Origin of the sequence: Bradyrhizobium yuanmingense (genome assembly GCF_025200905.1) — a bacterium.
GTDB classification, from domain to species: Bacteria; Pseudomonadota; Alphaproteobacteria; order Rhizobiales; family Xanthobacteraceae; genus Bradyrhizobium; species Bradyrhizobium yuanmingense.
This window is the reverse complement of the sequence record NZ_CP104173.1, coordinates 1,383,381-1,406,334: the sequence shown is the minus strand read 5'-3', so window position 1 is coordinate 1,406,334 and position 22,954 is coordinate 1,383,381. Positions and strand designations below refer to the sequence as shown.

The 22,954-nt window shown below is 61.5% G+C and carries 22 protein-coding genes and 1 tRNA gene; 9 read left to right on the top strand and 14 right to left on the bottom strand.

The genetic code is table 11. From position 1 onward, the window contains the following. Positions 1–176: 176 nt before the first annotated feature. From N2605_RS06595 to ku, 3 genes are all read right to left on the bottom strand, one after another. Entirely contained in the window at positions 177–593 is a 417-nt protein-coding gene (locus tag N2605_RS06595; RefSeq protein WP_260347419.1) for a hypothetical protein, read from the bottom strand. A gap of 14 nt (positions 594–607) precedes the next feature. Further along, the gene (locus N2605_RS06590; RefSeq protein ID WP_092220504.1) at positions 608–808 is read right to left on the bottom strand and encodes a hypothetical protein; all 201 of its coding nucleotides are present in this window, start codon (positions 806–808) and stop codon (positions 608–610) included. Between the two features lie 420 nt (positions 809–1,228). Continuing rightward, positions 1,229–2,161 (bottom strand): non-homologous end joining protein Ku, encoded by a 933-nt coding sequence (ku, locus tag N2605_RS06585; RefSeq protein ID WP_260346129.1) that lies wholly within the window; start codon positions 2,159–2,161, stop codon positions 1,229–1,231. Between the two features lie 146 nt (positions 2,162–2,307). Here ku and N2605_RS06580 point away from each other — a divergent pair, with 146 nt between their 5' ends. From N2605_RS06580 to N2605_RS06565, 4 genes are all read left to right on the top strand, one after another. Then, the gene (locus N2605_RS06580; RefSeq protein WP_260346128.1) at positions 2,308–2,703 is read left to right on the top strand and encodes a hypothetical protein; all 396 of its coding nucleotides are present in this window, start codon (positions 2,308–2,310) and stop codon (positions 2,701–2,703) included. A gap of 46 nt (positions 2,704–2,749) precedes the next feature. Next, complete coding sequence (locus N2605_RS06575; RefSeq protein ID WP_260347418.1) at positions 2,750–3,193, top strand: hypothetical protein; 444 nt, start codon at positions 2,750–2,752, stop codon at positions 3,191–3,193. Between the two features lie 9 nt (positions 3,194–3,202). Then, on the top strand, positions 3,203–3,928 hold the full coding sequence (locus N2605_RS06570; protein WP_260346127.1) for an SOS response-associated peptidase: 726 nt from the start codon (positions 3,203–3,205) through the stop codon (positions 3,926–3,928). A gap of 796 nt (positions 3,929–4,724) precedes the next feature. Continuing rightward, complete coding sequence (locus N2605_RS06565) at positions 4,725–5,306, top strand: ATP-binding protein (protein ID WP_260346126.1); 582 nt, start codon at positions 4,725–4,727, stop codon at positions 5,304–5,306. Here N2605_RS06565 and N2605_RS06560 read toward each other — a convergent pair. After that, positions 5,292–5,717, bottom strand: a complete 426-nt coding sequence (locus N2605_RS06560) for a hypothetical protein (RefSeq protein WP_260346125.1) — start codon at positions 5,715–5,717, stop codon at positions 5,292–5,294. The genes N2605_RS06565 and N2605_RS06560 overlap by 15 nt on opposite strands. A gap of 241 nt (positions 5,718–5,958) precedes the next feature. On the opposite strand from N2605_RS06560, the gene N2605_RS06555 reads away from it, so the two are divergent. The 3 genes from N2605_RS06555 to N2605_RS06545 are packed head-to-tail and all read left to right on the top strand — an operon-like array spanning position 5,959 to position 8,430. After that, complete coding sequence (locus N2605_RS06555; RefSeq protein WP_260346124.1) at positions 5,959–6,726, top strand: hypothetical protein; 768 nt, start codon at positions 5,959–5,961, stop codon at positions 6,724–6,726. Between the two features lie 56 nt (positions 6,727–6,782). Next, positions 6,783–7,778 (top strand): ImmA/IrrE family metallo-endopeptidase, encoded by a 996-nt coding sequence (locus N2605_RS06550; RefSeq protein ID WP_260346123.1) that lies wholly within the window; start codon positions 6,783–6,785, stop codon positions 7,776–7,778. Then, entirely contained in the window at positions 7,771–8,430 is a 660-nt protein-coding gene (locus N2605_RS06545; RefSeq protein ID WP_260346122.1) for a hypothetical protein, read from the top strand. Before N2605_RS06550 ends, N2605_RS06545 begins: the two co-directional genes overlap by 8 nt. On the opposite strand, the gene N2605_RS06540 is transcribed toward N2605_RS06545, so the two are convergent. The 5 genes from N2605_RS06540 to N2605_RS06520 form a co-directional block, all read right to left on the bottom strand. Next, positions 8,427–9,008, bottom strand: a complete 582-nt coding sequence (locus N2605_RS06540; RefSeq protein ID WP_260346121.1) for a hypothetical protein — start codon at positions 9,006–9,008, stop codon at positions 8,427–8,429. The genes N2605_RS06545 and N2605_RS06540 overlap by 4 nt on opposite strands. After that, entirely contained in the window at positions 9,005–9,841 is an 837-nt protein-coding gene (locus tag N2605_RS06535; RefSeq protein WP_260346120.1) for a bis-aminopropyl spermidine synthase family protein, read from the bottom strand. Before N2605_RS06535 ends, N2605_RS06540 begins: the two co-directional genes overlap by 4 nt. Before the next feature lie 732 nt (positions 9,842–10,573). Then, positions 10,574–11,605 carry a DUF4365 domain-containing protein gene (locus tag N2605_RS06530; RefSeq protein WP_260346119.1) on the bottom strand — a complete coding sequence of 344 codons (1,032 nt, stop codon included), beginning with the start codon at positions 11,603–11,605 and terminating at the stop codon, positions 10,574–10,576. Between the two features lie 90 nt (positions 11,606–11,695). Continuing rightward, complete coding sequence (locus tag N2605_RS06525) at positions 11,696–14,767, bottom strand: DEAD/DEAH box helicase (RefSeq protein ID WP_260346118.1); 3,072 nt, start codon at positions 14,765–14,767, stop codon at positions 11,696–11,698. Between the two features lie 277 nt (positions 14,768–15,044). Next, positions 15,045–15,269, bottom strand: coding sequence for a hypothetical protein (locus N2605_RS06520; RefSeq protein WP_260346117.1), 225 nt, complete (start codon positions 15,267–15,269; stop codon positions 15,045–15,047). Positions 15,270–15,485: 216 nt separating this feature from the next. Between N2605_RS06520 and N2605_RS06515 the strand changes: the two genes are divergently transcribed. Continuing rightward, positions 15,486–17,000 (top strand): DUF2235 domain-containing protein, encoded by a 1,515-nt coding sequence (locus N2605_RS06515; RefSeq protein ID WP_260346116.1) that lies wholly within the window; start codon positions 15,486–15,488, stop codon positions 16,998–17,000. Positions 17,001–17,145: 145 nt separating this feature from the next. Here the strand turns inward: N2605_RS06515 and N2605_RS06510 are convergent. From N2605_RS06510 to N2605_RS06490, 5 genes are all read right to left on the bottom strand, one after another. Further along, positions 17,146–17,221, bottom strand: a tRNA-Lys gene (locus tag N2605_RS06510). Between the two features lie 165 nt (positions 17,222–17,386). Beyond that, on the bottom strand, positions 17,387–17,983 hold the full coding sequence (locus N2605_RS06505; RefSeq protein ID WP_260346115.1) for a Spy/CpxP family protein refolding chaperone: 597 nt from the start codon (positions 17,981–17,983) through the stop codon (positions 17,387–17,389). Between the two features lie 198 nt (positions 17,984–18,181). Next, positions 18,182–19,186 (bottom strand): TRAP transporter substrate-binding protein, encoded by a 1,005-nt coding sequence (locus N2605_RS06500; RefSeq protein WP_057026372.1) that lies wholly within the window; start codon positions 19,184–19,186, stop codon positions 18,182–18,184. A gap of 118 nt (positions 19,187–19,304) precedes the next feature. Further along, positions 19,305–20,867 (bottom strand): 2-isopropylmalate synthase, encoded by a 1,563-nt coding sequence (locus N2605_RS06495; protein WP_036037552.1) that lies wholly within the window; start codon positions 20,865–20,867, stop codon positions 19,305–19,307. A 388-nt stretch (positions 20,868–21,255) separates the two neighbouring features. Beyond that, positions 21,256–21,519, bottom strand: coding sequence for a hypothetical protein (locus N2605_RS06490; protein ID WP_036006754.1), 264 nt, complete (start codon positions 21,517–21,519; stop codon positions 21,256–21,258). A gap of 182 nt (positions 21,520–21,701) precedes the next feature. Here N2605_RS06490 and N2605_RS06485 point away from each other — a divergent pair, with 182 nt between their 5' ends. Continuing rightward, on the top strand, positions 21,702–22,934 hold the full coding sequence (locus N2605_RS06485; RefSeq protein WP_036006753.1) for an SMP-30/gluconolactonase/LRE family protein: 1,233 nt from the start codon (positions 21,702–21,704) through the stop codon (positions 22,932–22,934). Positions 22,935–22,954: the final 20 nt, after the last annotated feature.

Below are 22,954 nucleotides of genomic sequence, written 5' to 3'. Positions count from 1 at the left end.
GCTCGCCGGCTCGGTAGAAGGACCCGTGCTCATTCGCCGTGCCGAGTAGATCGGGGCCGGCATGGCCGCAAACAAGGTAACGGCGGTACGCTTGAGGCTGGGGAGGCATATCGACAGTTCCGGACTATCAAACCGCTGCTCCCATTTGGCGGATTTTTCTTCCCTCAGTCGCTACCTCAAGAGGCGTTTGCTCTTGCCCGTTCGCGCGCCTCGCGCCGGCGTTCACGTCTTTCGCGCCGCCGCTTGGCACGATCGGCGGGCTGCCGCAGCGGAGGAACAGGCGCGGGCGAGGTCGCACTCGTCTCCAGAACTGGAGGCGGCTCGGCCCTTTCCAAGGCCGTTGGCCGCGCTTCCATCAATTCGAGCAACGCCCGTCCTTTGGACGTGATCTTCCATCCTCCGCTTATCCGTTCGACCAATCCTTGTGAGAAGATGTCGAGGTCGGGCACTCTGGCCGCGAGGCGCCTGGTCCGGTCCGCCCAGTCGCGGCCACTCGTTGCCAGGATGGCCATATCCCTCTTGAGGTCCTCCATCACGGCAAAGCCGTCCGGATAAGCTACCAAAATCTTCAGGACGGTGACTTGGAAGATCACGCCCGCCCCCGCGATCAGCGCCACATCGTCGGCGCATGCGAGAGGGCGTCGCGACCAATCTGTTTGAGACCTTCGGGAGAGATCTCGCCTCTCGTCGCAGCCTCTAGGATTTTCGACGCGACGTGGGTACGTGCCCCGATCTCGCGGTGCGAGACGCTTTCACAGACTTCATCGAGAACCGCGCGCAAAAGCGCGGTGGTTGCCGTGTCGAACATAAGCTGCCCCCTAAGGGAAAATCTAATCCTAGCGCGGTTTCGCCCGCTTGGGAATTCAAGCATGTTAAACTTTGCGGACGGTGCACTGCACCCATAGCTGCGTCTCGCCCCCAATGGATCGCCTCTCTGGCTGAAGCCGTCAAAACCGAACTGATTAGGCTGAAAGACTACGCTGCCCAAACACTCTCCCCAGCGCAAACCGCAGTGGCGCGGCCTGCAGCGCGCAAAGTGTCCCCTCTCATTGCAAATCGCGAGGTCGACGGCTCAATGCGCCGTTGGTTCGGCCTCGCGGCTGTCGCCTTTCTGCCGGTCAGCGCGATAGTCTCACGCGACCTCGTCGAGATGGGATTTACCATCCGCCAGAGCCTGCGCGGATGACGAAGGAGTGACCGTCTGGCGTGACCGGTGCTTCACGATAGGCTAGGCCGACCTTCGCTGCGGCTTTGCGGCTGGCTTCTTGGCCGCGCCCTCCTTCGCCGGCTTCTTGCCTGCGATCGGCATCAGCATTTCCTTCTGCCCGGCCGCCGCCTTGCGCGGCTTCTTGGCTGTCTTCTTTGGCGCCTCTGCCGGGCCCGCCGCGTCTCGTCCGATGCTCTTGCGCAGCGCGTCCATCAGGTCCACGACGTTCTCGCCTCGAGGGCGCGCTTTGGCGGTGATGGGTTTGCCGGCGCGCTTCTGATTGATGAGATCGATGAGGGCGGTTTCGTACTGATCTTCGAACTTGTCCGGCTCGAAATGGCCCGCCTTCTGATTGACGATGTGCTTGGCGAGATCAAGCATGTCCTTGGTAACTTTGACGTCCTGGATATCGTCGAAATATTCATCCGCGGAACGGACTTCGTAGGGATAGCGCAGCAGCGTCCCCATCAGCCCCTTGTCGAGAGGCTCGAGCGCGATGATGTGCTCGCGATTGGTCAGCACCACACGGCCGATTGCGACCTTGTTCATCTCGCGGATGGTTTCCCGAATGACGGCGAAGGCATCGTGCCCGACTTTACCGTCGGGACGCAGGTAGTAGGGGCGAATGAGATATCGGGGATCGATCTCGCTGCGGTCGACGAACTCGTCGATCTCGATGGTTCGTGTCGATTCAAGCGCGACGTTCTCAAGCTCCTCCTTGGTCACCTCGATGAAGGTATCCGTATCAACCTTGTAGCCCTTGACGATGTCCTCGTTGTCGACCTCCTCGCCGGTGTCGGCGTCGACCTTGGCGTATTTGATCCGATGGCCGCTCTTTCGGTTCAGCTGGTTGAACGAGACCTTTTCGGATTCCGACGTGGCGGGATAGAGCGCGACCGGACAGGTGACGAGGGAAAGACGCAGGAAGCCTTTCCAGTTGGCGCGGGGGGCCATCGCGGGGGAACTCCATTACTGATGCCGGATTCAAGACGAACGAACCGCCTTGGTTCCGACACCGCGACCCGGCCAACGGGCCGATTTTTCTCACCTAGGCCCTTGGACGGACTCGACATTTGTTCTTGTTATGTTCTAATTCGGGCATGACCGACCGACCCGCGAGCTGGCGCATGCCGACCCCGAAGCAAATGGAAAAGCTGGCTGCCCAAGCCGCCCGTAGGCCGAGCCCTTCGACTCCGGCTCCGGATTCGCAGCTTCCGGCCGAATACTGGGAATCAGTCCTCAAAGACCCTCGCGCCGGGACGACACGGGCCGAAACGCGGCAGCGACGGCTTTCCGAAATTCAGCGCCATGTGCTGCGTGTCTCCTGCCGCCGTTGCGACCGGACCGTGGAAATCCAGACCGCCGATGCTGTCCGATTGTATGGCGCCAACGCGCTCTGGAAAGACGTCGCGCAGCGGCTGCTCGACAACACCTGCCAGCAGCGCACCGGCAGGCATGAAGAAGACGGGTGCTGGCCAGCGTTCGAGTCGCCGTAGTCGCTCAGGATTTGCCGATCCGATCTCGTTGCGCCTGGATGTCCGGATGGCCCCGAAGTATCACCCTACGCCCCTGTCGGGCGGCGATCGCAAGGCTCTGGCGAAAGAGCTCGGCAAGGCGCGCGCGATGGCTAACATTCTGGCGGCCCAATCGGCGGAGATGCGGGCCAAAGGCGAGGCAATGATCCAGCAAGCCGACAGGCTGCTTTGCGAAAGCTGGAACGAGCGCATGTGGAGTGACGGCGAACCGATCGATCCCTCGCCGACCATCGACCAGGCCATGAATGGAGGCTTCCCGTGGCTGGAGATCAGGTGCGCGCGCTGCAAGACGCCGAGCGACGTGGATCTCGCGGCGATGAAGCATCCGCCGACCACCTTCGTCCACGACCTCGCCAGTCGGCTGCGCTGCCGCAAATGCGCCAAGGCGGGCCGGCGTCCATCCGCGACTCTGCTACAGTTGACGTGGCAGCCGCGCCACCCTCGAAGCTAATCCTGACCGATGTGCAATCTTTATTCGATCACGACCAACCAAGAAGCCATCAGCGCGCTTTTTCGTGTCGTGAACCGATACGTTGGCAACCTGGCGCCGATGCCGGGGGTTTTTCCCGACTACAAAGCACCGATCGTGCGCAACGGGGCTGAGGGCCGCGAACTCGCTACGGCGCGGTGGGGAATGCCATCGTCGTCAAAAGCGCTGATGGATGCCACGAAGAAGCGAGCCGAGAAGCTGCAGGCCAAAGGCAAGGCAGTGGATTTCAAGGAATTGCTCAGAATGGAGCCGGACGGCGGGACGACCAACATCCGCAACGTGAAGAGCAAACACTGGGCCCGCTGGCTCGGCGTCGAAAACCGCTGCGTGGTTCCGTTCAACTCGTTCAGCGAGTTCAACAAGCCTGAGGGCGGTGACATCTGGTTCGCGCTCGATGAGTCCCGTCCCCTCGCCTGCTTCGCTGGCATCTGGACCAACTGGACATCGGTCCGGAAGGTCAAGGAAGGCGAGACCACCAACGACCTCTATGCGTTCCTCACGACTGAGCCGAACGCAGAGGTCGGCGCCATCCATCCCAAGGCGATGCCCGTAATCTTGACGACGCCGAATGAGGTCGAGGCCTGGATGATGGCCCCTCCAGATGAGGCCCTGAAACTGCAGCGGCCGCTTCCGGACGGATCGCTCAGGGTTGTCGCCCGCGGCGTCAAGGAAGACCCGGTCGGGCTGCCGGCGTGACGATGACGATAAGGGATCGGGCCCGTCCCGTCAGCGCAAGATCATCCACGTCGACATGGATGCGTTCTACGCGGCGGGTTAACCCGGGCCTCCGCGGCAAGCCGGTCGCGCTTGCGAGTATGTCCAGCCTGACTTTCACGATATTAAAGCGCCAACCGTATCAGCACGTTTGTATGCGGAAAGTCGCTGACGTCCGACTATGACCCACGACGCTCGGATTGCTCCGATCCACACGTGTGGCAGACGTCGCACTCGGCATGCTCGCTCCGGCTGATCACATTTCCCTTGCATTTGTCCGTGCCGCAGGCTTCCCGCACGACCGGATAGTCGGCGCTGCACATCAAACAATGGAGGGTGGATTTGTCCTTCAGATAGGCTGTCCTGCATCGGACAGGGTCGACCTCGTGATACCGCACGGAAGCGTCCGCAACGCAGGCATGGCAGAGATATCTGCGCGTGGTCTTCTCGCAGCGCGACATCGTTCAAGGCCTGCGGCGTCGGAACATTCACAATCATGCGGGGCGCTATCCGTTGGACGATGGAGTGGACACTATCGCCGCGATGCAACAGGGTCCATGCCACCTCGCTCTCCGCCGCGCCTACTGATCGGGCACTATTACGTGAGGATCGTCCGCCCGCACCGAAGTCTGAAAACTGAGCCACCACGACACTGCCGAGATAAGCATTCTCATAGCCTTCTGCTTGAGGACATCGCCGGGGCTTGCGGCCAGTTGGGACTAGACTAAGTTGGTCATTGCGGCAGGAAAGGGCTGGAAAGCGGCGACGAGGAGTTCGTATGGCTGAAGTGGTTTATCTCACCGGAGCGCCGGCCACCGGCAAGAGTACGCTTACCAGAACTTTGAAATCGCAGATCGCGGATCTCCAGATCTTCGAATTCGGCGAGCGACTGACGGCAAGGCTTGCGGGCTCCGGCCAGGTGACCGATCAGGCCGACCTTCGGTCTCAGTCTGCGCGAGCGATAACCCTCGACGACGTCCGCGCGGTGGATCGAGAGCTGCTCGATTTCGTTGCGACGCACAGGGCGACCCGCCCCGTCATCATCGACAGCCACGCCGTCACCAAGGAAAGTTACGGCTATCGGGTGACGCCCTACAGCCTCAAAGAGTTTGAAAAGCTCGGACCTACCCAGATCTGGGTGCTCTACACCGAACCGCAGGTGGCGCTCCGACGCATCGCCGCCAACGCGCAGGGGCGACCGCGGATCACAGAAGAGGAAGCGCGCTTCCACACGCAACTTCAGGCCAGCGTCGCCATCACCTACGGGATGCACCTCGGGACGGCGATACACTTCTTCGACTCCGCCGTGCCAGGCGAACAACTGGCATCTCAACTCGTCGCAAGACTATCGCGCTCCTGAATTTCGGCTGCGATCTTCGATGGCTTTCGCCACCTGCAGGTATCGCCCCAGCTGGCCTGCGCGCCACTGTCGTTCCGACCAGAACCACAATCTGTCATCGCGCACCACGAGCCGGAGAGCCGGCGGGTCGACCGCGTCGAGGTGAGAAAGCAGGGTCGTCGGCAGGACCATGCGTCCTGTGCCGTCGAGCCGAAGCCGGATGTACCGATCCATCGCCGCAAGCGCGACTTCGCTTCGATCGGGCTCGCTGAGATCTTGCAGGACCGCTTCGATCTGGGCGATCCGGTCCGCTCCCTCCCCCCTCCACGACACGACCTCGGCCGATCCGTTCGCTTCGAGGATTGCCAGGAGCTCGGTGGTCCCGGCAGACAGCCATTCCAGACGCCGCCTGGCCATCAGCGGAATGGACATCCGATCCTTCGAAGACAACCCCACGACCTCCGTCCAGACCGAGGGATGCACCCGTGATACCGGGTTCCAGTTTGGCTCGCGACCAGCGCTCATGGGACGATATGGGAAAAATTAAGCAACAGGATTTCCACCGGCTCTCAACACATCTATACACAGCAATTGCCAGAGATGTCACCATACATCGTTTGCGTCTCGTTTGACCGGAGTTTACGGTCTTTGGGAAGAATTTAGGATCATGCCAATGCTTGCCCGTACCCGATCGCTGCCGCTTGAAAGTTCTCCGCTGCGCGCGTCGTTGACTGAGACGGTTTGCTGGTCGCGCATGCAGACCGAGGCCGGCCAGGAGCTTCAGGCGATCGTCGACAGGAAGGAGCTCGAACGCTCGGCCGGGAACGGTGTGTTTTGCTGGGGAGTGGGCAATGCGCCTTCCCGGTCCATCCCCCAACTCGTCCGCGCAGGCGCGGATGTCGACGTCGTCTTCTCGATCATGAAGTCCCGCCCGAAAGCGGTCGATGTCGCCCCCAGCCGCCTTCGCATCTGGCGGTCTTTCTTCGATCATTCCGGCCGGGAGCAGCCCCTGCCGCCGGCCACCCTGATCACGAGTAGAGCAGATGCCGGCATACGGACTAGGAACGTCCACTACGCGTTGATGTGCCGGTCCGACCGGGAGCTGACGCTGGGCGATTTCGGACCGTTCGATCCGAGCGCCTACCGCAACCTCTCCGACACGGGGGGAGCCGTGGGCGCGTCGCAGGTAACCGCCCTGTTGCGGCGCGTCTCCGGCGAAGCGCCAGCTCCCGCATACAGGGTAAATCTCAAGGCCAAGCTCGGGCTTGGATATTGGGTCCGGCTGGGCGACCCGATTGATCTCACTGCGGGTCGGCGATCGATGCTCGAACGGGTCTTAGCGAACCTGTTGTCCGTAACCCCCGACGAGTGGCTGCGGATAGTCTCCGGTCTGCGATCGGGACCTTCGAGTGCGACCGAACCTCAGCCTAGGCTGTTCTAGCTCCCTAGAAGCGTGTAGAACGAAACGGGAATCATCGACGGACGGGCGGTGACAAGGTGGCGGCTGAGTCGGGCAAACTCAGGAAGGATCTGAAAGACGCCGGCCTGAGCGATCAGGCTATCGACGCCGCGTGGCCGACTTGGTGGAGCGAAGAGGCGGACGGATCGGCTTCGGCCCGCGCCGAATTGCGGTTCGCCCTTGCTCGCAAGCTCGGCGTGTCGCCGAAGGCCCTGTCGGACGATCGCGTGGAGTTCGTCTGGCAAGATACGGCACGGTTCAAGCACCTGTCTGGAGAAGGAGCCGCGCAGAAAGCCGCGCTCGCCTCCTTCGGGGTGGCGGTCGCACACCTCCTTCTTCAGGGTGTCGGCGAGGCGGCCATCCGCCCGCCTACGGCGGAAGAACTTCGCGACGCGATACGCGACGGCGGCGCGCCATTCGTCGATCTCACGTCTCTTCTGGCGACCTGCTGGGCACTCGGCATCCCGGTCATCCACCTTCGGGTGTTTCCGCTCGCGACGAAGGCGATGCATGCAATGGTCGTCGAGGCCAACGGACGCTTCGCAGTTCTCCTGGGAAAGGACGCGCAGTACCCGGCGCCGGTGGCATTCACGCTGGCGCACGAACTGGGGCACGCCTCGCTCGGCCATCTCAACGGCGCTTCAGCCATCGTGGACCTTGACGATCCGATCGAAAGCGAACAGGAAGACGACGACGAGAAGGCCGCCGACAGGTATGCGCTCGCTTTGCTGACCGGCTCCCCCGAACCCGACATCCGGACCAACATCGACAAGTTCGGCGCACGACAGCTTGCGGCAGCCGTCCAAGAAGAAGGTCCGAAACGGGGCATCGAACCCGGAACACTGGCTCTCTGCTACGCCTATCGCACCGAGAACTGGGCTCGCGCCATGGCGGCCTTGCGCCATATCTACTCCGAGAAGAAGCCGGTCTGGCGCGAGGTGAACGGCTTTGCCGAAGATCAAATCGACTGGTCCGCACTGAGCGATGATTCCGCGGAGTTTCTGCGGGCGATCATGGGAATGCCGAATGGCTGAACTCATGCTCGTCGACAACGACGTCCTGTTCAAGACGTCGTGCTACGGTTTGTCGCTCGATCTTATTGACATTTTGGCTGGCGAAAGCCGCGACGTGGCTGGCCTTGCGCTGGCGAAATTCGTCCTAAAGCGGAAGATCGAGAAGTCGGGCAAGATCGTCGACCGGCAAAGGGCCGCAAAGGCGCTGGACGCCGTGCTCGCCTCGATCTCTGCCCTCGAACCCGACGATACCGAACTCGGTCTGGCCGCGCAGTACGAAGAGCACGCGCTGTCGGCCGGTTACGCCTTCGACTCGGGCGAGAGCCAATTGCTTGCCGTGCTGGTCAATCGGGCGGCCAAAAACATGGTGACGGGCGACAAGCGGGCCGTGGCCGCCGCCTGGCAGTTGGCTACCGACCTCGAAATCGTTTCCGCGCTCGCTGGGCGCTTCGGATGCTTCGAACAGGTCATGCTGGGGATCTGGGCCAAGAAGGGTGGGCCGGCGCTCGCGGCTTCGGTATGCGCAGAACCTGCCGTAGACAAGGCGATGGCAATCTGTTTTGGATGCTCGTCGACGTTCGACGAGCAGAACATGCGAGAGGGGCTGGACAGCTACGTCGGACACCTGCGCGGCAACAGTGGCGAGTTGCTCTGCGACAAGCTTCCAGACTAGCGCGGATCCCTCAGAAAGACCGAATAGGGGTCGACCAATTCGGCGACCAAATTTATATTGATGTCGGAGGTCTCCGCTTGGTTGGCCAGCTCGGGCTTCTCATCCACGAGCAGGCAGGCCTTGTCGACCCGTCCCTTGATGTAGCGGCTGCCGACACGGCCAGCATTAGGCCCTACGGCAACGCGCGTTTCGTGCAATTTCAGGATGTGATCCTCCTCCCTGAGGCTCTTGATCATCAAGGCATAGCGCGATCCCAGCACGTTGATGTCCTTAGGAATCTCCTGCCACTTCAATCCGTCCACCGAGTATTCGTGGGCTCTCAGCGGCTCAGCTTCGTGCTTCGAATCCATGGCCTGCATGCAGAGGAAGATCGGCGCTCCGCTTTTCTGGACGTCCTCCGCGAACGGCTGCACCATCGTCGTCGGATGACAGGTGTTGCCGCCGTAGCCCCACATGCTGAAGCCGGCCTTTTTGATCTCTTCCGACTTCCGCTTGATGATGTCCGCGAGGGACTCCTGGGCGTGTTTTCCCACCTTCATGTAGAGGATGCCCGCACCCGGACGGATGATGGTCGTCATGACTGTCCCTCCAGCAGAATCAGCTCATATTCGTCTTCGTTCGCCATACCGTAATTCAACCGCTTCTTCTCGCGGACATAGCGGACCCGCGGAGCTTTCGATCGCCCATAGAAATTATTGAGCCGCTCCGGCTCCACGACAGGCGTGCTCTCGACGGCTCTGGCCGCGCCCGGCAACGCCGACAATATCAGATTGCAGGACTGCAGGTCAGGCGCATCGTCCAGGTGGTACAGATGCAGACGCGGCATCATCCTCGACACGAAGTAGCCGCTCTCCGCTCCGAAGCGCTGTACCTTGCCCAGGACCTGCTTCGGCCACTCCAGTTCCTTGTCGTCGGCGATCACGATCATTCCGTCGCCGCGGTAGCCGACCGCTTCCATACCTCGCTGCGCGAACACGTTGACGCTCTCGCCGTCGTTGTGCTGGCCCCACGGTGGGTTGGTATAGAATAGGTCAAACCCGCCTGGTTTCGGAAAGGCGTCCAGCACGTTATAGAGCTCGGCGGTTAAGTTCGGAATGTCCTCCTTCTGGGCGAAGCGCCTGATGGCCTCGACGATGCGTTCGTCGAAATCGAAGACGGTGACCGACTTCGGCCCGTACTCGGTGATTCCGCAGTGTTTGAAATAGGCGATCGAAATGCTGATCGCGTCGCCATCGCCGATGAATGCGACGTTCTTGTCCTCGACCCAGTTGGCGACGAACTCCGTCTGCATGACCATGTCGCCGCTCTTCATGTAGATCTGATCGAACTCCCGGAGCGGCCGCGGCCGGTTTTGAACCACGTCCGAAATCGCGTTCATCGCCATGCGCAGGTCGATCTGCTTTTTCGCCATCTTCCCCCCTCCAGAAAAGCGCGGCAAATCAATCAAAACGAGTATCTGGCTTACGCTTCCCGCGCACACAGGGCAACCGTGCTGCCTGGCCGGACCAGCCTTATTTCACATCCAATTAGACCTAGTCTGACCTATCTATAGGTCGATGCAACTGCATTTTCACCAAGCCGTCCGCGGCCTGAGCGACGCGAGCAAGTCGCGGCTCCCTCAACCTTCCGCGATGATCGCGGCGCCAGCGTTGGTCGACGCCTCCAGCCTGCCCCGTAGCTACCGCATCACTTGGGGGTCGTTCGGCTTGCGCTGCCGAGCTGAGGTGAGCTTGCGGCCTTCCCCGGCCTGTTAGCTGCCGGACCGACTAGTCGAACACGATGATATCCATGCGGTCGACCAAATCGGCATCCCAGACCTTCGACCAACATCGCCTCAGATTCATGGGCCGAGGTCAACATATTTGGTCCGTCCAGATGGGCCGGGGTCGCTTGGACGACGTCCCCGAACCAGAACACGAGGTAAATCCGCATCGCTGCAGCACCCGGATCGGAAGCGCAACCTTGCAGCTGCGTCGCGGCGGCGGTCCATAGGTCCGGTGAAAATGACGTTTGATCTGGCCGGCTCCCGAAAAGGCGAGCAAGTCGGTCGCGTCGCCTTTCCTCAGCGCGCCTCCGGAATGGTCGCAGCGATCCGGAATTTCTCAAGCCGGTCGCCAATGCAATCCAGAAGATTGCCGCCCTCTCAATCGACCTGGTATGCGAAATCCAGGATGGCGCAGTCGCCCCTATTCGCCCATTTGCTGAGACCCTGTTCCCTCGCACTTGAGTGCAGGTCGCGTCCGTCCACCGCGCAATCGTGTCCCCTCGTAATCAGCGCCATTACAGGAACTCCCGAATGCTTCTCGCGCAGCTTGCAGAAATAGGAAACTCTCCAATCATTGTGCCGCTCAAACTCTTCACCTAGCTTGAGGGTTTTCATGCGCTCGGGAAACTCGTCGTACATGATGCTTAAGGCATTTATTCCAGTTCTCGAATAGCCTTCCCCGCGCACCACGAGCTTCCGAATCTGATCGAGGTTGAACTGTCCGCCGTAAGACCGCGCCAACATGTAAAGGAGCTCCGCGAGCGCGTTTCCTTCGACGGTCGCCCATATTCGATTTCCCAAGGACAGCACTTCGTCCAAGACGAGGTCGATGGGAAAATATGAGATCTCCTTTTGATAGCGGGCCAGGAGTCGGTTTGCGGCTCCGACTAGTTCGTGGTCGTGCGTCTCCAACGCGAACCGGACCAGATCCCGAACGTGCGTCGCCCTGGCTATCGGATGAACACCACGGGCGATCAACTTCAGTTCCACATTCCCCGCCCCGTCGAGCGGGGCAAGCCACTCGGCCGCAATCGTCGTTGAGCCACGCGCACCGTAAATTGAAGGCCGAAGACGATTTGCCTCGATGCATCCCTGGAGCCAGCAGAACCAACTCTGGCCCGTAATTGATTCGACCAGCACAAGAATGACGGGAATCCTGCATTCACACGCGTATTTCAGGAATCCATTCTTCAACCTAACCGGTCTTTTGGCCGCGGCACCTTCGAAGCTCTTAATCTGGCACTTCAGAAAGTCGGCGGTCGGATCGGGATCGCACAGCTCGACCTCCATGTCGATGCCGACATCCTCCTCCTGATTTCTGACGATCCAACTGCCCAGCCGCTCGAACTGCGCAGCTGCGACTCGGTGTCCCAAGGACCCGATGCGTTGTGAGGGCGTTCGCCGTGGCATGTCCAAAGTCTGCTGGATTTTTGAGATGTAGCGCGTTGTGTCAGTTGGCGAGCGCTTTGAGCGCAAGCGGCGAAACCTTCGACGCAAGCCTCACGACGCAGAGAAAATCTTAAGGTTCACGCCCACCGACTGGCAAGCCGAATACGTTGAGATGACCAGGTGATAGAACTGCAATACGTGCGCCTTAGGGGGCGACGATTGGAATTCGCGCTCGAGAGCGGACTTGGAAAGCATCCCGCCCGCGCAAACGAGCCAGATCTCGCGTTCCGCACCGGGCGATTGCTTGACCCTCGCGAGCATCTTGCGGAACGCCGCGGATCCTGGCCCTGCCCGCCTCCTTGGGATGCGATCGGTCTTTTTTGCGTTGCCCTTTCCTTTGCTGAGCGTCCAATCCTGGTCGAATTTTTTGAGCGCCCCTGGCAAGTCGTCGCCATCGCTCTTCAGAAACGCGAGGTTCTTTACTCCTTGTCCACAGACGTCATAGAAATCCGCGGCTGAAACGCCGGGGTCCCCGGACTTATGCTTCGCTACGACGAAGACCGCCCGCGCGCTTAACGGATTGTCGTCCACGCCGATGAAATCCCCGGCCTCCGTCCCGAAGTCGTCGCAGACCAAGGCCGGGAAAGGCGCTCCGAATTCAGGGGTACCGCGCTTCTGCGTCAGAGCGTCGTCGATCACGCGGAAGAGCGAACCATGCTGCCAGGTCGGAAGGTCACCTCCGATCGGAACGCCCTTTTCCGACGTGACGGCGCCAAGTTGTTTGACTGGGGTGACGAGATCAAGGACGAGCCTTCCGGGACCATCGGACTTCGCCAGATCGAGATCGAGAGCATAGAACGCGCCGTTGACGTACGCATGGTGCATGTCTGCGGTTATTATTCGGAACGGTTGAAGTTGATTCAGACGCTTCGCGAGCGAGACCTTCGCCTCCGATTTCGACTTAACTTGGCTAAGAGTGGGTGACGTCAGCCAGTATTTGCGCTTCTTGGCGTCCCACTTTATCCAAACCTTCACATCTGCGCCATCGATCTTCAGCACGAAGCGGAAAGGTGCTGGCGCGGTCGGACCCACGTCCGTTTCGATGTCCACGCAGAGTCCATCCGGATCGAACTTGGTGTCAGCTTGCGTCGCCGGGCTGCTGAATTGCCCGGTCAACTCGAGCATATCGACCAGGATATTAATTGGCGTGGTATCGGCAGGTGTATCGGTCGGGGCGGCAAATCGTGACAGTATCTGGGATCCGGGTCGCTTCGACCGCAGGAGACCGTCGATTTCCGCGCACCAACCTTGAAACTCGGACGCGGTCAGATCCGTTCCCGCACCATCCCTGACGCGGCTGCGGGAAAATCCCACCGCTCGCCGCGTATCATCTGCCCAGCCGCCTGCCCGCGTGACGACGTTCATGTGCTCGCCCATGAAGACGCCTGCACGTTCCAGGGAGCGTGCGGACAGCGAGCGCGACCGAAGAGCGGACGGTCCGAGATCGGTATTCTTGACCGCGAGAAACGAAACCGTGTTGTCAACGTCTTCGGGTAGCAGCGAGCGCAAATGCATGGGACGAAGACGACCGATTAGCCCATCGAGTTCGTCGATCCACAGCCCGGCGCTGTCGTAGAAATACAAACGTCTGCCGATCAGGGTGTAGATCGTCACCTCGAGCGAGGCCGCCTGGAAGAGATATTCAGCCAGAAAGGGAGACTGATTCATCCGCAACGTGACGTGAAAGCGGCAGTTTCCTCCGGGAATGCCGCGAGTCTGGTGTTGAAACCGGTCTTCCGCATCGAGTGCCTGGGAAACCGCATTCTGAAATTTGTCCAGGTCAAACTGGTCAGAAACGTCATAGACGAGCGCAGCTTGGGGAAATCTCAGATCGTCCGAGAGATCCGCATCATCGAGGTCAATTCGCGTACGGAACTTTCCGCTGACATAATCCATCTGCGGCAGTGCGGCCACCAGACCTCGGAGCACATCGTCGCCGTTGCGCAGTGGCGGTTTTCCCCCGTTCGCGACGCAAGCCTTGTCGTAGGCGAGGAAGCTTTCCCAATCACGATCCGCGCCGTCGGAAGGCCTCGTCAAAATGCATGCCTCAGGCATCTTCGTTCCCAGGGGGCCCGACTGGCGCGTGAGCCTGCCGACTTGTTGCACCAGCATCCTCGTATTGCCGAAGGGCTCGTAAAGCGCGAGCACCGAGCATCTTGGATCGTCGATCCCCTCCACCAACATGAACTGATGGATCAAGAAGCGCTCGGATCTTTGCCGCAGATCCGCCGGTACGTCCGGCCGCAGTTGCGCCCCCGGTGGCCCGGTCAGCGTGAAGTTGTTGTGCAACGCCATAACTCCGTCCGTGCGCCCGGCCAGGGCGGCCACGAACGCCTGGTACAGATCGACAACCGAATCCTCGCTTCCCGCCCGTACGATGACCTTGTGCCCGCGATCCATGCGACCGGTCGTGACGAGCCGGTCCGATTCCGCCACCACCTGTGTCGCGAACGTCGTTGCGTCGTCCGACAGATCCATCTTCCGCAGTTCGACGCCGCGGATTAGAGCGCTTGCGACGGCCTTCTCAAAAGAGAGAAAATGGATGTGGCCGTCGTCGACGTTGAACACCTTCAAGTCGCCCCGGAAGGGCGTGGCGCTGAAGAGCACGGTCGGCACGTTGAAATCGCGGACGACGGCGGCCCAGAGCGGTGCCGGCTCGCGATGTCCCTCATCGAAGACGATCGTCCCGATCGTACCCCGGAGCAAGCCGATGTCGCCCGTAGCGTGGATCTGCTGCACGGCTTGGATGGTCGCGACCACGATCGTCCGTAGACCTACAGATCCGCGCAATTTGTCGCCCAGTTGCCGGACCGAACCTGGCAGTGCCTGAAGGATTTGATCGGGGCGCCACTCCGGCCCGGCACTGATCGTGTCCCAAAACCGCGATTGGAACTCGGACATCAACTGTTCTACAAGCGCGGCGGATGGACAGACAACGAGGACGGGGGCGGACGCTGCCCGCACTGTGGCGAGCACGGCCATGACGCCGGTCTTTCCGGTGCCGGTCGGCATGTGGATCAAGCAGCCCCGTTTGCTTCCGGATGCGAAGTAAGCCTCTCCAATTCGGACTGCGTCGCGCTGATGCTCCCAAAGTCCCAATTTCTTCAACTCTCGGCCAGTCATCCTCGATACCGTCAATTCACCCACGCGCCGGTGACCACGTCAAGCACACCCACCTAGCAGCGCATTAGTGCGGCATCTATGCAACCTTGGGTTAGGTAAGAGCCTGGCTGGAGTTGCGCCCGCAAGTCGCACGTCCATTAGCTCGACACCTCTTATTCAACCATTTTCAACGTGAACGCGGTTGGTCGGCTAACTGAGCGCCGTGGCGGAGATCATCGAAGCATATGCAGGCACCATGATTGACAATGAAATATCAAGCGGCGCCGGCTGGTCGAGCTCAAGGACAGTTGCGGTGGCCAACCCGAATCACCAGCGCTGCGGTTTGCGAGGTAGAACAGCCATAGTTCAAGACTGCATCGGGCCAATGCGGAAGATCGCGCTTTATGTCTGCAGAGATACCTCCGGCGGTCGCCACTTCTTCTAACGGGATCTCGGCAAGTTCTGTAGCTTCGAGCAGTGTTAAGCTCGACAATTCCTCGACGAGCTTCGGCACATCAGCCATGGCGTGATCCTGCGGCATGATTTTATTACCACTATCACAGAAACGCCAAACGGAGGCGGATGGCGGCTCCCTGCTTTCCGGCTGCCGAACGTGCCCTCATCATTGAGCACGACGTGTCAACCCGCGCGCTGTGCGAAAGTGGGCCAGCTCACATTTCGACACGCACAATCTATGATATAGGTCGGCCTTTTGGCGCACTTTGGGGGATGGTGTGCAATGCCGAAGAATATCGTGATCTTTTCCGACGGCACAGGCCAGGCTGGCGGCATCAATTTCGACGAAGCCCGGACGAATGTTTACAAGCTTTACCGCGCCTGCCGGGTCGGCCCAGACACGAAGGTCGAACCATCCAAACAGGTGGCCTTCTACGACGCCGGTCTTGGTTCGGCGTCCGACGGCGGTCACTTCAAGATCGGTTGGATGCGGTGGCTCTACAACCTCGCCAGTATGGCGACCGGCCTTGGGATCACCCGGAACATTGTCGACTGCTATGCCGCGATCATCGCCCTGTATGAGGAAGGCGATCGGATTTTTTTGATCGGCTTCAGCCGCGGCGCATACACGGTCCGATCGGTGGCCGGCGTCATGACGTATTGCGGGGTCCCGCGCCATATGCCGGACGGCTCGCCCCTGCGTCGCGACCCAAAGAGCATCCACAAACTGGCCGAGCACGCCGTAAAGGATGTCTATCAATTTTGCCCATCGTACTCGCGCAGGATTGTTGGGTATCGCCAATTCCTGCTGGAGACGCGCGACGCCATCGCCGCCCAATTCAGACAGCAGTACGGAAGCACAATCACCGTCAACGGCGCCGAGCACGCGAACGTCTTTCCCTACTTCATCGGGGTGTTCGATACCGTCGCCGCCCTCGGCCACAAATATCTGGGCGCGGCGCTCGTGACCTCCGGCATTGCGTTACTACTCGGGCTTCATTGGCTCGGTGGCTTCCTTCAGCCGATCTTTCCCTGGGCCGGATGGGGGGCCCGGCTTCTGAGCTACCTTGGCGTCGCCACAGCGCTGATCATCTTTCTCATGAACTATCTTAAGATCGCACCGGATCTGCCCGGCTACGGGTTCATCAAGCGCCTGCGGACGGTGCATTTCGCCCCGGCGAAGCACAAATTCTACGACACAACCCTCAACCCCAATGTCGGCTACGCCAAGCATGCGATCTCCATTGACGAGAACCGCGCCGACTTCAAGCGCGTCGGCTGGTCCCCGACCGTCGAGAAGCAGGACCAACGCGACGCGCACGGCAATCTTTACTTCGAACAGGTCTGGTTTCCGGGCGTGCACGCCGACGTCGGCGGCGGCTATATCGAAAATGAGGCTCGGCTCTCGGACGTCGCGCTGAACTGGCTGCTTGCCGGAGCTTCGCTCATTCCGGACGGGCTGAAACACGACGGCAGTGTGCTACGGCTGTCGCCCGATCCCGCGGGCCCCCAACACAATGAGCAGGCGGGAGGCTTCCTCAAGGCCGGAGTTCGTGATCTGCCGATCGATCCCGAGACGGAAGAATCGAGATCACCGATGCACAAATCGGTCTATCGGCGTTTCGAGGCCGTGTCCGTTCTTCTTTACGATCGCATGGCGGCCTACCGCCCGGACAACATGAGGGTCCACGTCGACTTCAAGCACTATTTCGACGGAAGCACCGCGCGACCGAACCAATGCGTCGCCGATGACATTGAACAGAAGTGGGAGAATGCAGGCTATGTGGGACGGCTTTAAAGCGAGTCGCCCGAGTCCCCGCCGCGTTGACGCAGATCACAATGCCGAGATTGGACTGGCCGACCAGCCACTAAAAACACCGTTTGAAAAACCGTTTTAGTTCGGCTCTCTCAAACGGTTTCTCTCGCTAAGGTCTTGATTTATATGGTGGGCGCACCAGGGCTCGAACCTGGGACCCGCTGATTAAGAGTCAGCTGCTCTACCAACTGAGCTATGCGCCCGAAAGGCGGTCAAGGCCTTGCGAGGCCGGTCGTTTAGCAAAGCGTTCCGGGTCTGGCAAGCGATCGGACGCAAGTTTTCCAAGGTCTCGTCCGCAGCCCCGGAAATGCGAAAAGCCGCTGGATTCCAGCGGCTTCGCCAGGTTTACGGCCTGAGAACCGGTCCGTTCAGAGCCGGCCCTCCCGGTCCCGGTCGGGACCGCGGTCACGGTCGAAGCGGTCATGGTGGAAGTGGTCCATGCCCCGTTCCATCATGCGGTCCATGCGCTCCATGAAGTGGTGGTGGCGCGGGCCGTCCCCGCCGCCGCCGAACGGGCCGCGGTGCCGGGTCAGCACGGCGAGACGCCGTTTCTGGCCCTCATCGAGGGTCTTGTAGAGCGGATCGGCGGCATCGGCGATCTTCTTCAAGGCGGCGGAGCTGGCGCCCATGTCCTCGGCGCGCTGGCGCAGGCGGGCGATCGGATCGTCCGGTCTGTCGGCATCGCCCGGCCCGGCATTCATTCGCGCATTGGCGCGGTCGATGCGCAGCTTGGCGAACTCCCGCACCGCCGCCTCGACCGGCGGCCACAGCTTCTCCTGATCTGCGCTCAGCTTCAGCCCGGCATGGACGGCGGCGATCCGCGCATCGACGAAGGCGGCCCGGTCCTCGGGGTTCATGCGCATGTGGCGGACGTGCTCCATCCACGGGCGATGATATTGGGCATAGACCGCGCCCGAGCCGGCGATGCTCAGCACGGCAATGGCGGCGATGGTGAATTTCTTCATCCTGACCTCCTCTGAAAGGATACCCGTGAGGATGAGCGCGAGGGGGCTGACGCGCAACTTACAACTTGGACAGGAAGCGCGCTCTTACAGAGATGTAATCGCCGTGAATGTCCGTTCAGATGCGAACAAAAAATAATTCGCAACAAAAAGGGCTTCCGTCGCTGCGCGGAAGCCCTTCGTTGGGGTCGCCCGTCGAGGTCAGTTCGTCGGGCTCTTGGCTTCCTTCAGGAACTCGTCGATCAGCCCCTGGCCGATGCGGCCCGCGGCCTCCTTGTAAACCGGCTCCATCGCCTTGCGCATCGCCTCGTCCTGATCGGCCGTCAGCTTGATGATCTCGCTCTTGCCGCTCTTCTTGATCTCGGCCAGCGCGTCATCGTTCTCCTTCTGCGACTGCGCGTTGCTGAACTCGGTCGCCTCTTTCATCGCCTTTGACAATGGGTCACGGATGTCGGCCGGCAGATCGTCCCAGAATTTCTTGTTCACGATCACCACGTAGCCGATGTAGCCGTGATTGGTTTCGGTGATGTACTTCTGAACCTCGTGCATCTTCTGGGTGTAGATGTTCGACCAGGTGTTCTCCTGGCCGTCGACCACGCCGGTCTGGAGTGCCTGGTAGACTTCCGAGAACGCCATCACCTGCGGCAGCGAGCCGAGCGACTTGAACTGGGCCTGGATCACGCGCGAGGATTGGATGCGGAATTTCACGCCCTGATAGTCGGCCGGCGCGATCAGCTTCTTGTTCGCGCTCATCTGCTTGAAGCCGTTGTCCCAATAGGCAAGGCCGGTGATGCCCTTGGCATCCAGCAGCTTCAGCAGCTTGGTGCCGAGCGGCCCTTCCGTCACCTTCCGCAGCGTCTTGATGTCGGGCAGGATGTAAGGCAGGTCGAACACCTCGAACTCGCGGATGCCGAGCGGCCCAAACTTGGAGTTGGACGGCGCCAGCATCTGCACGCTGCCGAGCTGGAGCGCCTCGAGCTCTTCCTTGTCCTTGTAGAGCGTCGAGTTCGGATAGACTTCGACCTTGACCTTGCCGCCGGTATACTTCTCGGCGAGCTCCTTGAACTTCTCCGCGCCCTTGCCTTTCGGCGTGTCGGTGGCGACGACGTGGCTGAATTTGATGATGATCGGTGATTGGGCCGATGCCGGCCCGCTCAAGCCAAGTGCCAGAACCGCGATGGAGGCGGCGATCGCCGAGGTGCGCATGGTCTCTCCCTGTCGTTTGTTTGAGCCGCCCGGCGGCGCCGGGTGGCCAGTCTTATGCCGGCTGCATCAATAGCGGCTCGCTTACACAGCCGCTATTGTCCCTTAGCAGGGCAGCCATTCAGCTCGCCGCCGCCGTCGTCACATTGTCGCGCTGGCGCTTCATGACGATCTTGTTGAGCGCGCCGAGATAGGCCTTGGCCGAAGCCACCAGGGTATCCGGGTCCGCCGCACGTGCGGTCATCGAGCGGCCGTCCTGCGCCAGCCGCACCGACACTTCCGCCTGCGCGTCGGTGCCCTCGGTGACTGCGTGCACCTGGTACAGCTCGAGCTTGGCCTCGTGCGGCACCAGGCGCTTGATGCAGTTGAAGACGGCGTCGACCGGGCCATTGCCCTCGGCTTCCTCGATCTTGATCTGACCGTCGACGTCGAGCTTCATGGTCGCGCGCTGCGGACCGTGGGTGCCGGCGATCACCGTCAGCGAGGTCAGCTTGATGCGGTCGTGGGAGGCCGCCATCTCCTCGTCGACCAGCGCCTCGATGTCCTCGTCGTAGATGTCCTTCTTGCGGTCGGCCAGCGCCTTCATCCGCGTGAACGCATCTTCCAACTGGTTCGGACCGAGCTTGTAGCCCATCTCCTCCAGCTTGTGCACGAAGGCGTGGCGACCGGAATGCTTGCCCAGCACCAGCGACGACTGCTTCAGGCCCACCATCTCGGGGCGCATGATCTCGTAAGTCGAAGCGTCCTTCAGCACGCCGTCCTGGTGAATGCCGCTCTCATGAGCGAAGGCATTCCGGCCGACGATCGCCTTGTTGTATTGCACCGGGAACGAGGTCGCCGCCGAGACCAGCTTCGAGGCACGGGTCAGCTGCGTCGTGTCGATCTTGTTCCAGTAGGGGAATTTGTCGTTGCGCACGTTGATCGCCATAACGATCTCTTCGAGAGCGGCGTTGCCGGCGCGCTCGCCGATGCCGTTGATGGTGCACTCGACCTGGCGCGCGCCGCCCGTGATGCCGGCCAGCGAGTTGGCGACCGCCATGCCGAGATCGTTATGGCAGTGCACGGAGAACACCGCCTTGTCCGAGTTCGGCACGCGCTCGATCAGCGTCCTCATGAAGTGGGTATATTCCTCCGGCACCGTATAACCGACGGTGTCGGGGATGTTCACCGTGGTGGCGCCGGCCTTGATCACGGCCTCGACGATGCGGCACAAAAAGTCCATCTCGCTGCGGGTGCCATCCTCGGCCGACCATTCGACGTCGTCGATCTGGTTGCGGGCGCGCGCGACCATCGCGACCGAGGTCTCGATCACCTGCTCCGGGGTCTTGTTCAGCTTCACCCGCATGTGCAGCGGCGAGGTCGCGATCACGGTGTGGACGCGGCCGCGCTTGGCGAACTTCACGGCTTCGGCACAGCGGTCGATGTCGGCGGGATGGGCGCGCGACAGGCCGGCGATGACGGCGTTCTTGGAGCGGCGGGCGATCTCGCTGACCGCCTGGAAGTCGCCTTCGGAGGTGATCGGAAAGCCGGCCTCGATGACGTCGACGCCCATATCATCCAGCAGTTCGGCGACCTCGAGCTTCTCCTCGAAGGTCATGGTGGCGCCGGGGCACTGCTCGCCGTCGCGCAGCGTGGTGTCGAAAATGATGACGCGGTCCTTCTCGGACTTGTTCACGGTGGCCATTCCTAGATTTCCTTTTGAGCGTTTGCGCCGTTCAGAGCCGTTTCAGTCCCTTGGCGCTTGAGGTGTCCGTTGATCTCGACCAACCCCTGAGCGCCCAGGCGCATGGCGCCCAGCCGGCCCTCAGGGGCAAGTAAGAAGAAGGCCGCCAATAAGGAGGGTGGGCAGCAGCGCAGCCGGGATCGCGGCGGCGGCCAGAGCCACCTCCCCCGAAATCCCCTCGATTTGGCCGCGAATCAGCATTGCCAGACCCTGTAGAGCCTCAAATCCTCGGTCAAAACCGTTGACGGTTGGTTTCGGGAGAGGCCCGATGTGGCCGTTTCTAGACGAGAAATGGCCGCAACTGCAACGCCAAAAGAGGGTCAACATAGGTGACCTAAAAGGGATAGGCCTACGCCGTGCCGGTGCGGCGGGCGCGCGCCCTGTTCTCCCAACGGTTCAGCATTTGGCCGAGCTCTCCGGTGGGCGCAGCGGTGTCGGTCTTCGCGATCTCGTTGGTGTTGGCCGGCGCATTGGCTGAGAGCCAGTCCGGCTCAGCGTACTCGCGCCAGCGGCGTGCCTCCGCGCGCCTTTTTCGGGAGACGTAATCTCGCGTGAAATAGCCAGCCGCAAACGCGAGTGAGAGAAGGATGACCAGGATGACGACTTGCACAATGAGCTCCGGCTTTATCCCCCGCTAGCGCCCTGCAATCCAAACGCACTCGAAGGTGACGGAATTGCGACCCGCGATCACGCCGCGGTTTCAAGTCTGCCTCTCGCAACCGGACGCGGACCGGACTAACCTTCGCCGCGCTTGGCCGGATCAACCGGCCGGCCGAACGTAACCGGGAGGATACGATGACACGCCAGGAGGCTCCTGAGCAGGAGCAGCGTGCGCACGATGCTGCGCTTTCACGACGAACGCTGGTCGGGGGGCTGGCGCTCGGCGCCGCGGCCACGTTGGCGGGCCCCGCGCTGGCCCAGACCGGACCCGCCGCACCGCCGACGACGATCACGACGCCGCCGCGCGATTTCGGCCCGGGCGGCGCGCCGACGACCTATTTCTGGGACCCCGACATCATCGCGGTCGATCCGTCCTTCAACGATCTCGCGCAGCCCAACACCGCGATCAAGCGTCTCTACACCGGGCTGCTCTGGGCGGAAGGCCCGGCGTGGAGTGCGCAGGGCCGCTATCTCTTGTGGAGCGACATTCCCAACAACCGGCAGATGCGCTGGACCGAGGACGACGGCCGCGTCAGCGTATTCCGCTCGCCCTCCAACAATTCCAACGGCAACTCGTTCGACTTCCAGGGCCGCCAGCTCTCCTGCGAACACCTGACGCGACGGGTGACGCGTTACGAGCATGACGGTACCGCCACCGTGCTCGCCGAGTCCTACCAGGGCAAGAAGCTAAACTCGCCGAACGACATCGCCGCGCATCCCGACGGCAGCTATTGGTTCACTGATCCGCCGTATGGCGGCCAGCTCTACGAAGGCGAGCCCGACGTCGCGGGCGGCCCGAGCAATGCAGGCGGCAAGCTCAATCCACGGATCGGACAGCCGGCCGGCTTCGTGCCGGGCAAGCGCGAGCTGCCGACCAACTGCTATCGCATCGATCCCTCCGGCCGCATCGACCTCGTCGTCACCGAAGACCAGGTGCCCGATCCGAACGGGCTCTGCTTCTCGCCCGACTACAAGAAGCTCTACATCGCCTCGACCGGCAAAGGACCGGGCGACACCGGCCCCGGCGGCAAGGGCGAGATCTTCGTGTTCGACGTCGGCAGCGACAACAAGCTGTCGAACCTGAAGAAGTTCACCGATTGCGTGATCGACGGCGTGAAGTGCGGACCGGATGGCCTGCGTTGCGACGTCAACGGCAATCTCTGGGCCTCCAGCAATGCCGGACGCGCCGTCGGCTACAGCGGCGTCACGGTGTGGTCGCCGGAGGGCAAGCTGCTCGGCCGCATCCGTCTGCCGGAAGTGTGCGGCAACGTCTGCTTCGGCGGCCCCAAGCGCAACCGCCTGTTCATGGCCGCAAGCCAATCGCTCTACGCGGTGTATACGGCGACCCAAGGCGCCGGGCCGGGCTGAGCGGCACCACCCACGAACGA

Coding starts and splice junctions, on each gene's coding strand:
- N2605_RS06590 (WP_092220504.1), bottom strand. CDS start 808: ATGTTCGACACGGCAACCACCGCGCTTTTGCGCGCGGTTCTCGATGAA.
- ku (WP_260346129.1), bottom strand. CDS start 2,161: ATGGCCCCCCGCGCCAACTGGAAAGGCTTCCTGCGTCTTTCCCTCGTC.
- N2605_RS06580 (WP_260346128.1), top strand. CDS start 2,308: ATGACCGACCGACCCGCGAGCTGGCGCATGCCGACCCCGAAGCAAATG.
- N2605_RS06575 (WP_260347418.1), top strand. CDS start 2,750: ATGGCCCCGAAGTATCACCCTACGCCCCTGTCGGGCGGCGATCGCAAG.
- N2605_RS06570 (WP_260346127.1), top strand. CDS start 3,203: ATGTGCAATCTTTATTCGATCACGACCAACCAAGAAGCCATCAGCGCG.
- N2605_RS06565 (WP_260346126.1), top strand. CDS start 4,725: ATGGCTGAAGTGGTTTATCTCACCGGAGCGCCGGCCACCGGCAAGAGT.
- N2605_RS06560 (WP_260346125.1), bottom strand. CDS start 5,717: ATGTCCATTCCGCTGATGGCCAGGCGGCGTCTGGAATGGCTGTCTGCC.
- N2605_RS06555 (WP_260346124.1), top strand. CDS start 5,959: ATGCTTGCCCGTACCCGATCGCTGCCGCTTGAAAGTTCTCCGCTGCGC.
- N2605_RS06545 (WP_260346122.1), top strand. CDS start 7,771: ATGGCTGAACTCATGCTCGTCGACAACGACGTCCTGTTCAAGACGTCG.
- N2605_RS06540 (WP_260346121.1), bottom strand. CDS start 9,008: ATGACGACCATCATCCGTCCGGGTGCGGGCATCCTCTACATGAAGGTG.
- N2605_RS06535 (WP_260346120.1), bottom strand. CDS start 9,841: ATGGCGAAAAAGCAGATCGACCTGCGCATGGCGATGAACGCGATTTCG.
- N2605_RS06530 (WP_260346119.1), bottom strand. CDS start 11,605: ATGCCACGGCGAACGCCCTCACAACGCATCGGGTCCTTGGGACACCGA.
- N2605_RS06525 (WP_260346118.1), bottom strand. CDS start 14,767: ATGACTGGCCGAGAGTTGAAGAAATTGGGACTTTGGGAGCATCAGCGC.
- N2605_RS06520 (WP_260346117.1), bottom strand. CDS start 15,269: ATGGCTGATGTGCCGAAGCTCGTCGAGGAATTGTCGAGCTTAACACTG.
- N2605_RS06515 (WP_260346116.1), top strand. CDS start 15,486: ATGCCGAAGAATATCGTGATCTTTTCCGACGGCACAGGCCAGGCTGGC.
- N2605_RS06505 (WP_260346115.1), bottom strand. CDS start 17,983: ATGAAGAAATTCACCATCGCCGCCATTGCCGTGCTGAGCATCGCCGGC.
- N2605_RS06500 (WP_057026372.1), bottom strand. CDS start 19,186: ATGCGCACCTCGGCGATCGCCGCCTCCATCGCGGTTCTGGCACTTGGC.
- N2605_RS06495 (WP_036037552.1), bottom strand. CDS start 20,867: ATGGCCACCGTGAACAAGTCCGAGAAGGACCGCGTCATCATTTTCGAC.
- N2605_RS06485 (WP_036006753.1), top strand. CDS start 21,702: ATGACACGCCAGGAGGCTCCTGAGCAGGAGCAGCGTGCGCACGATGCT.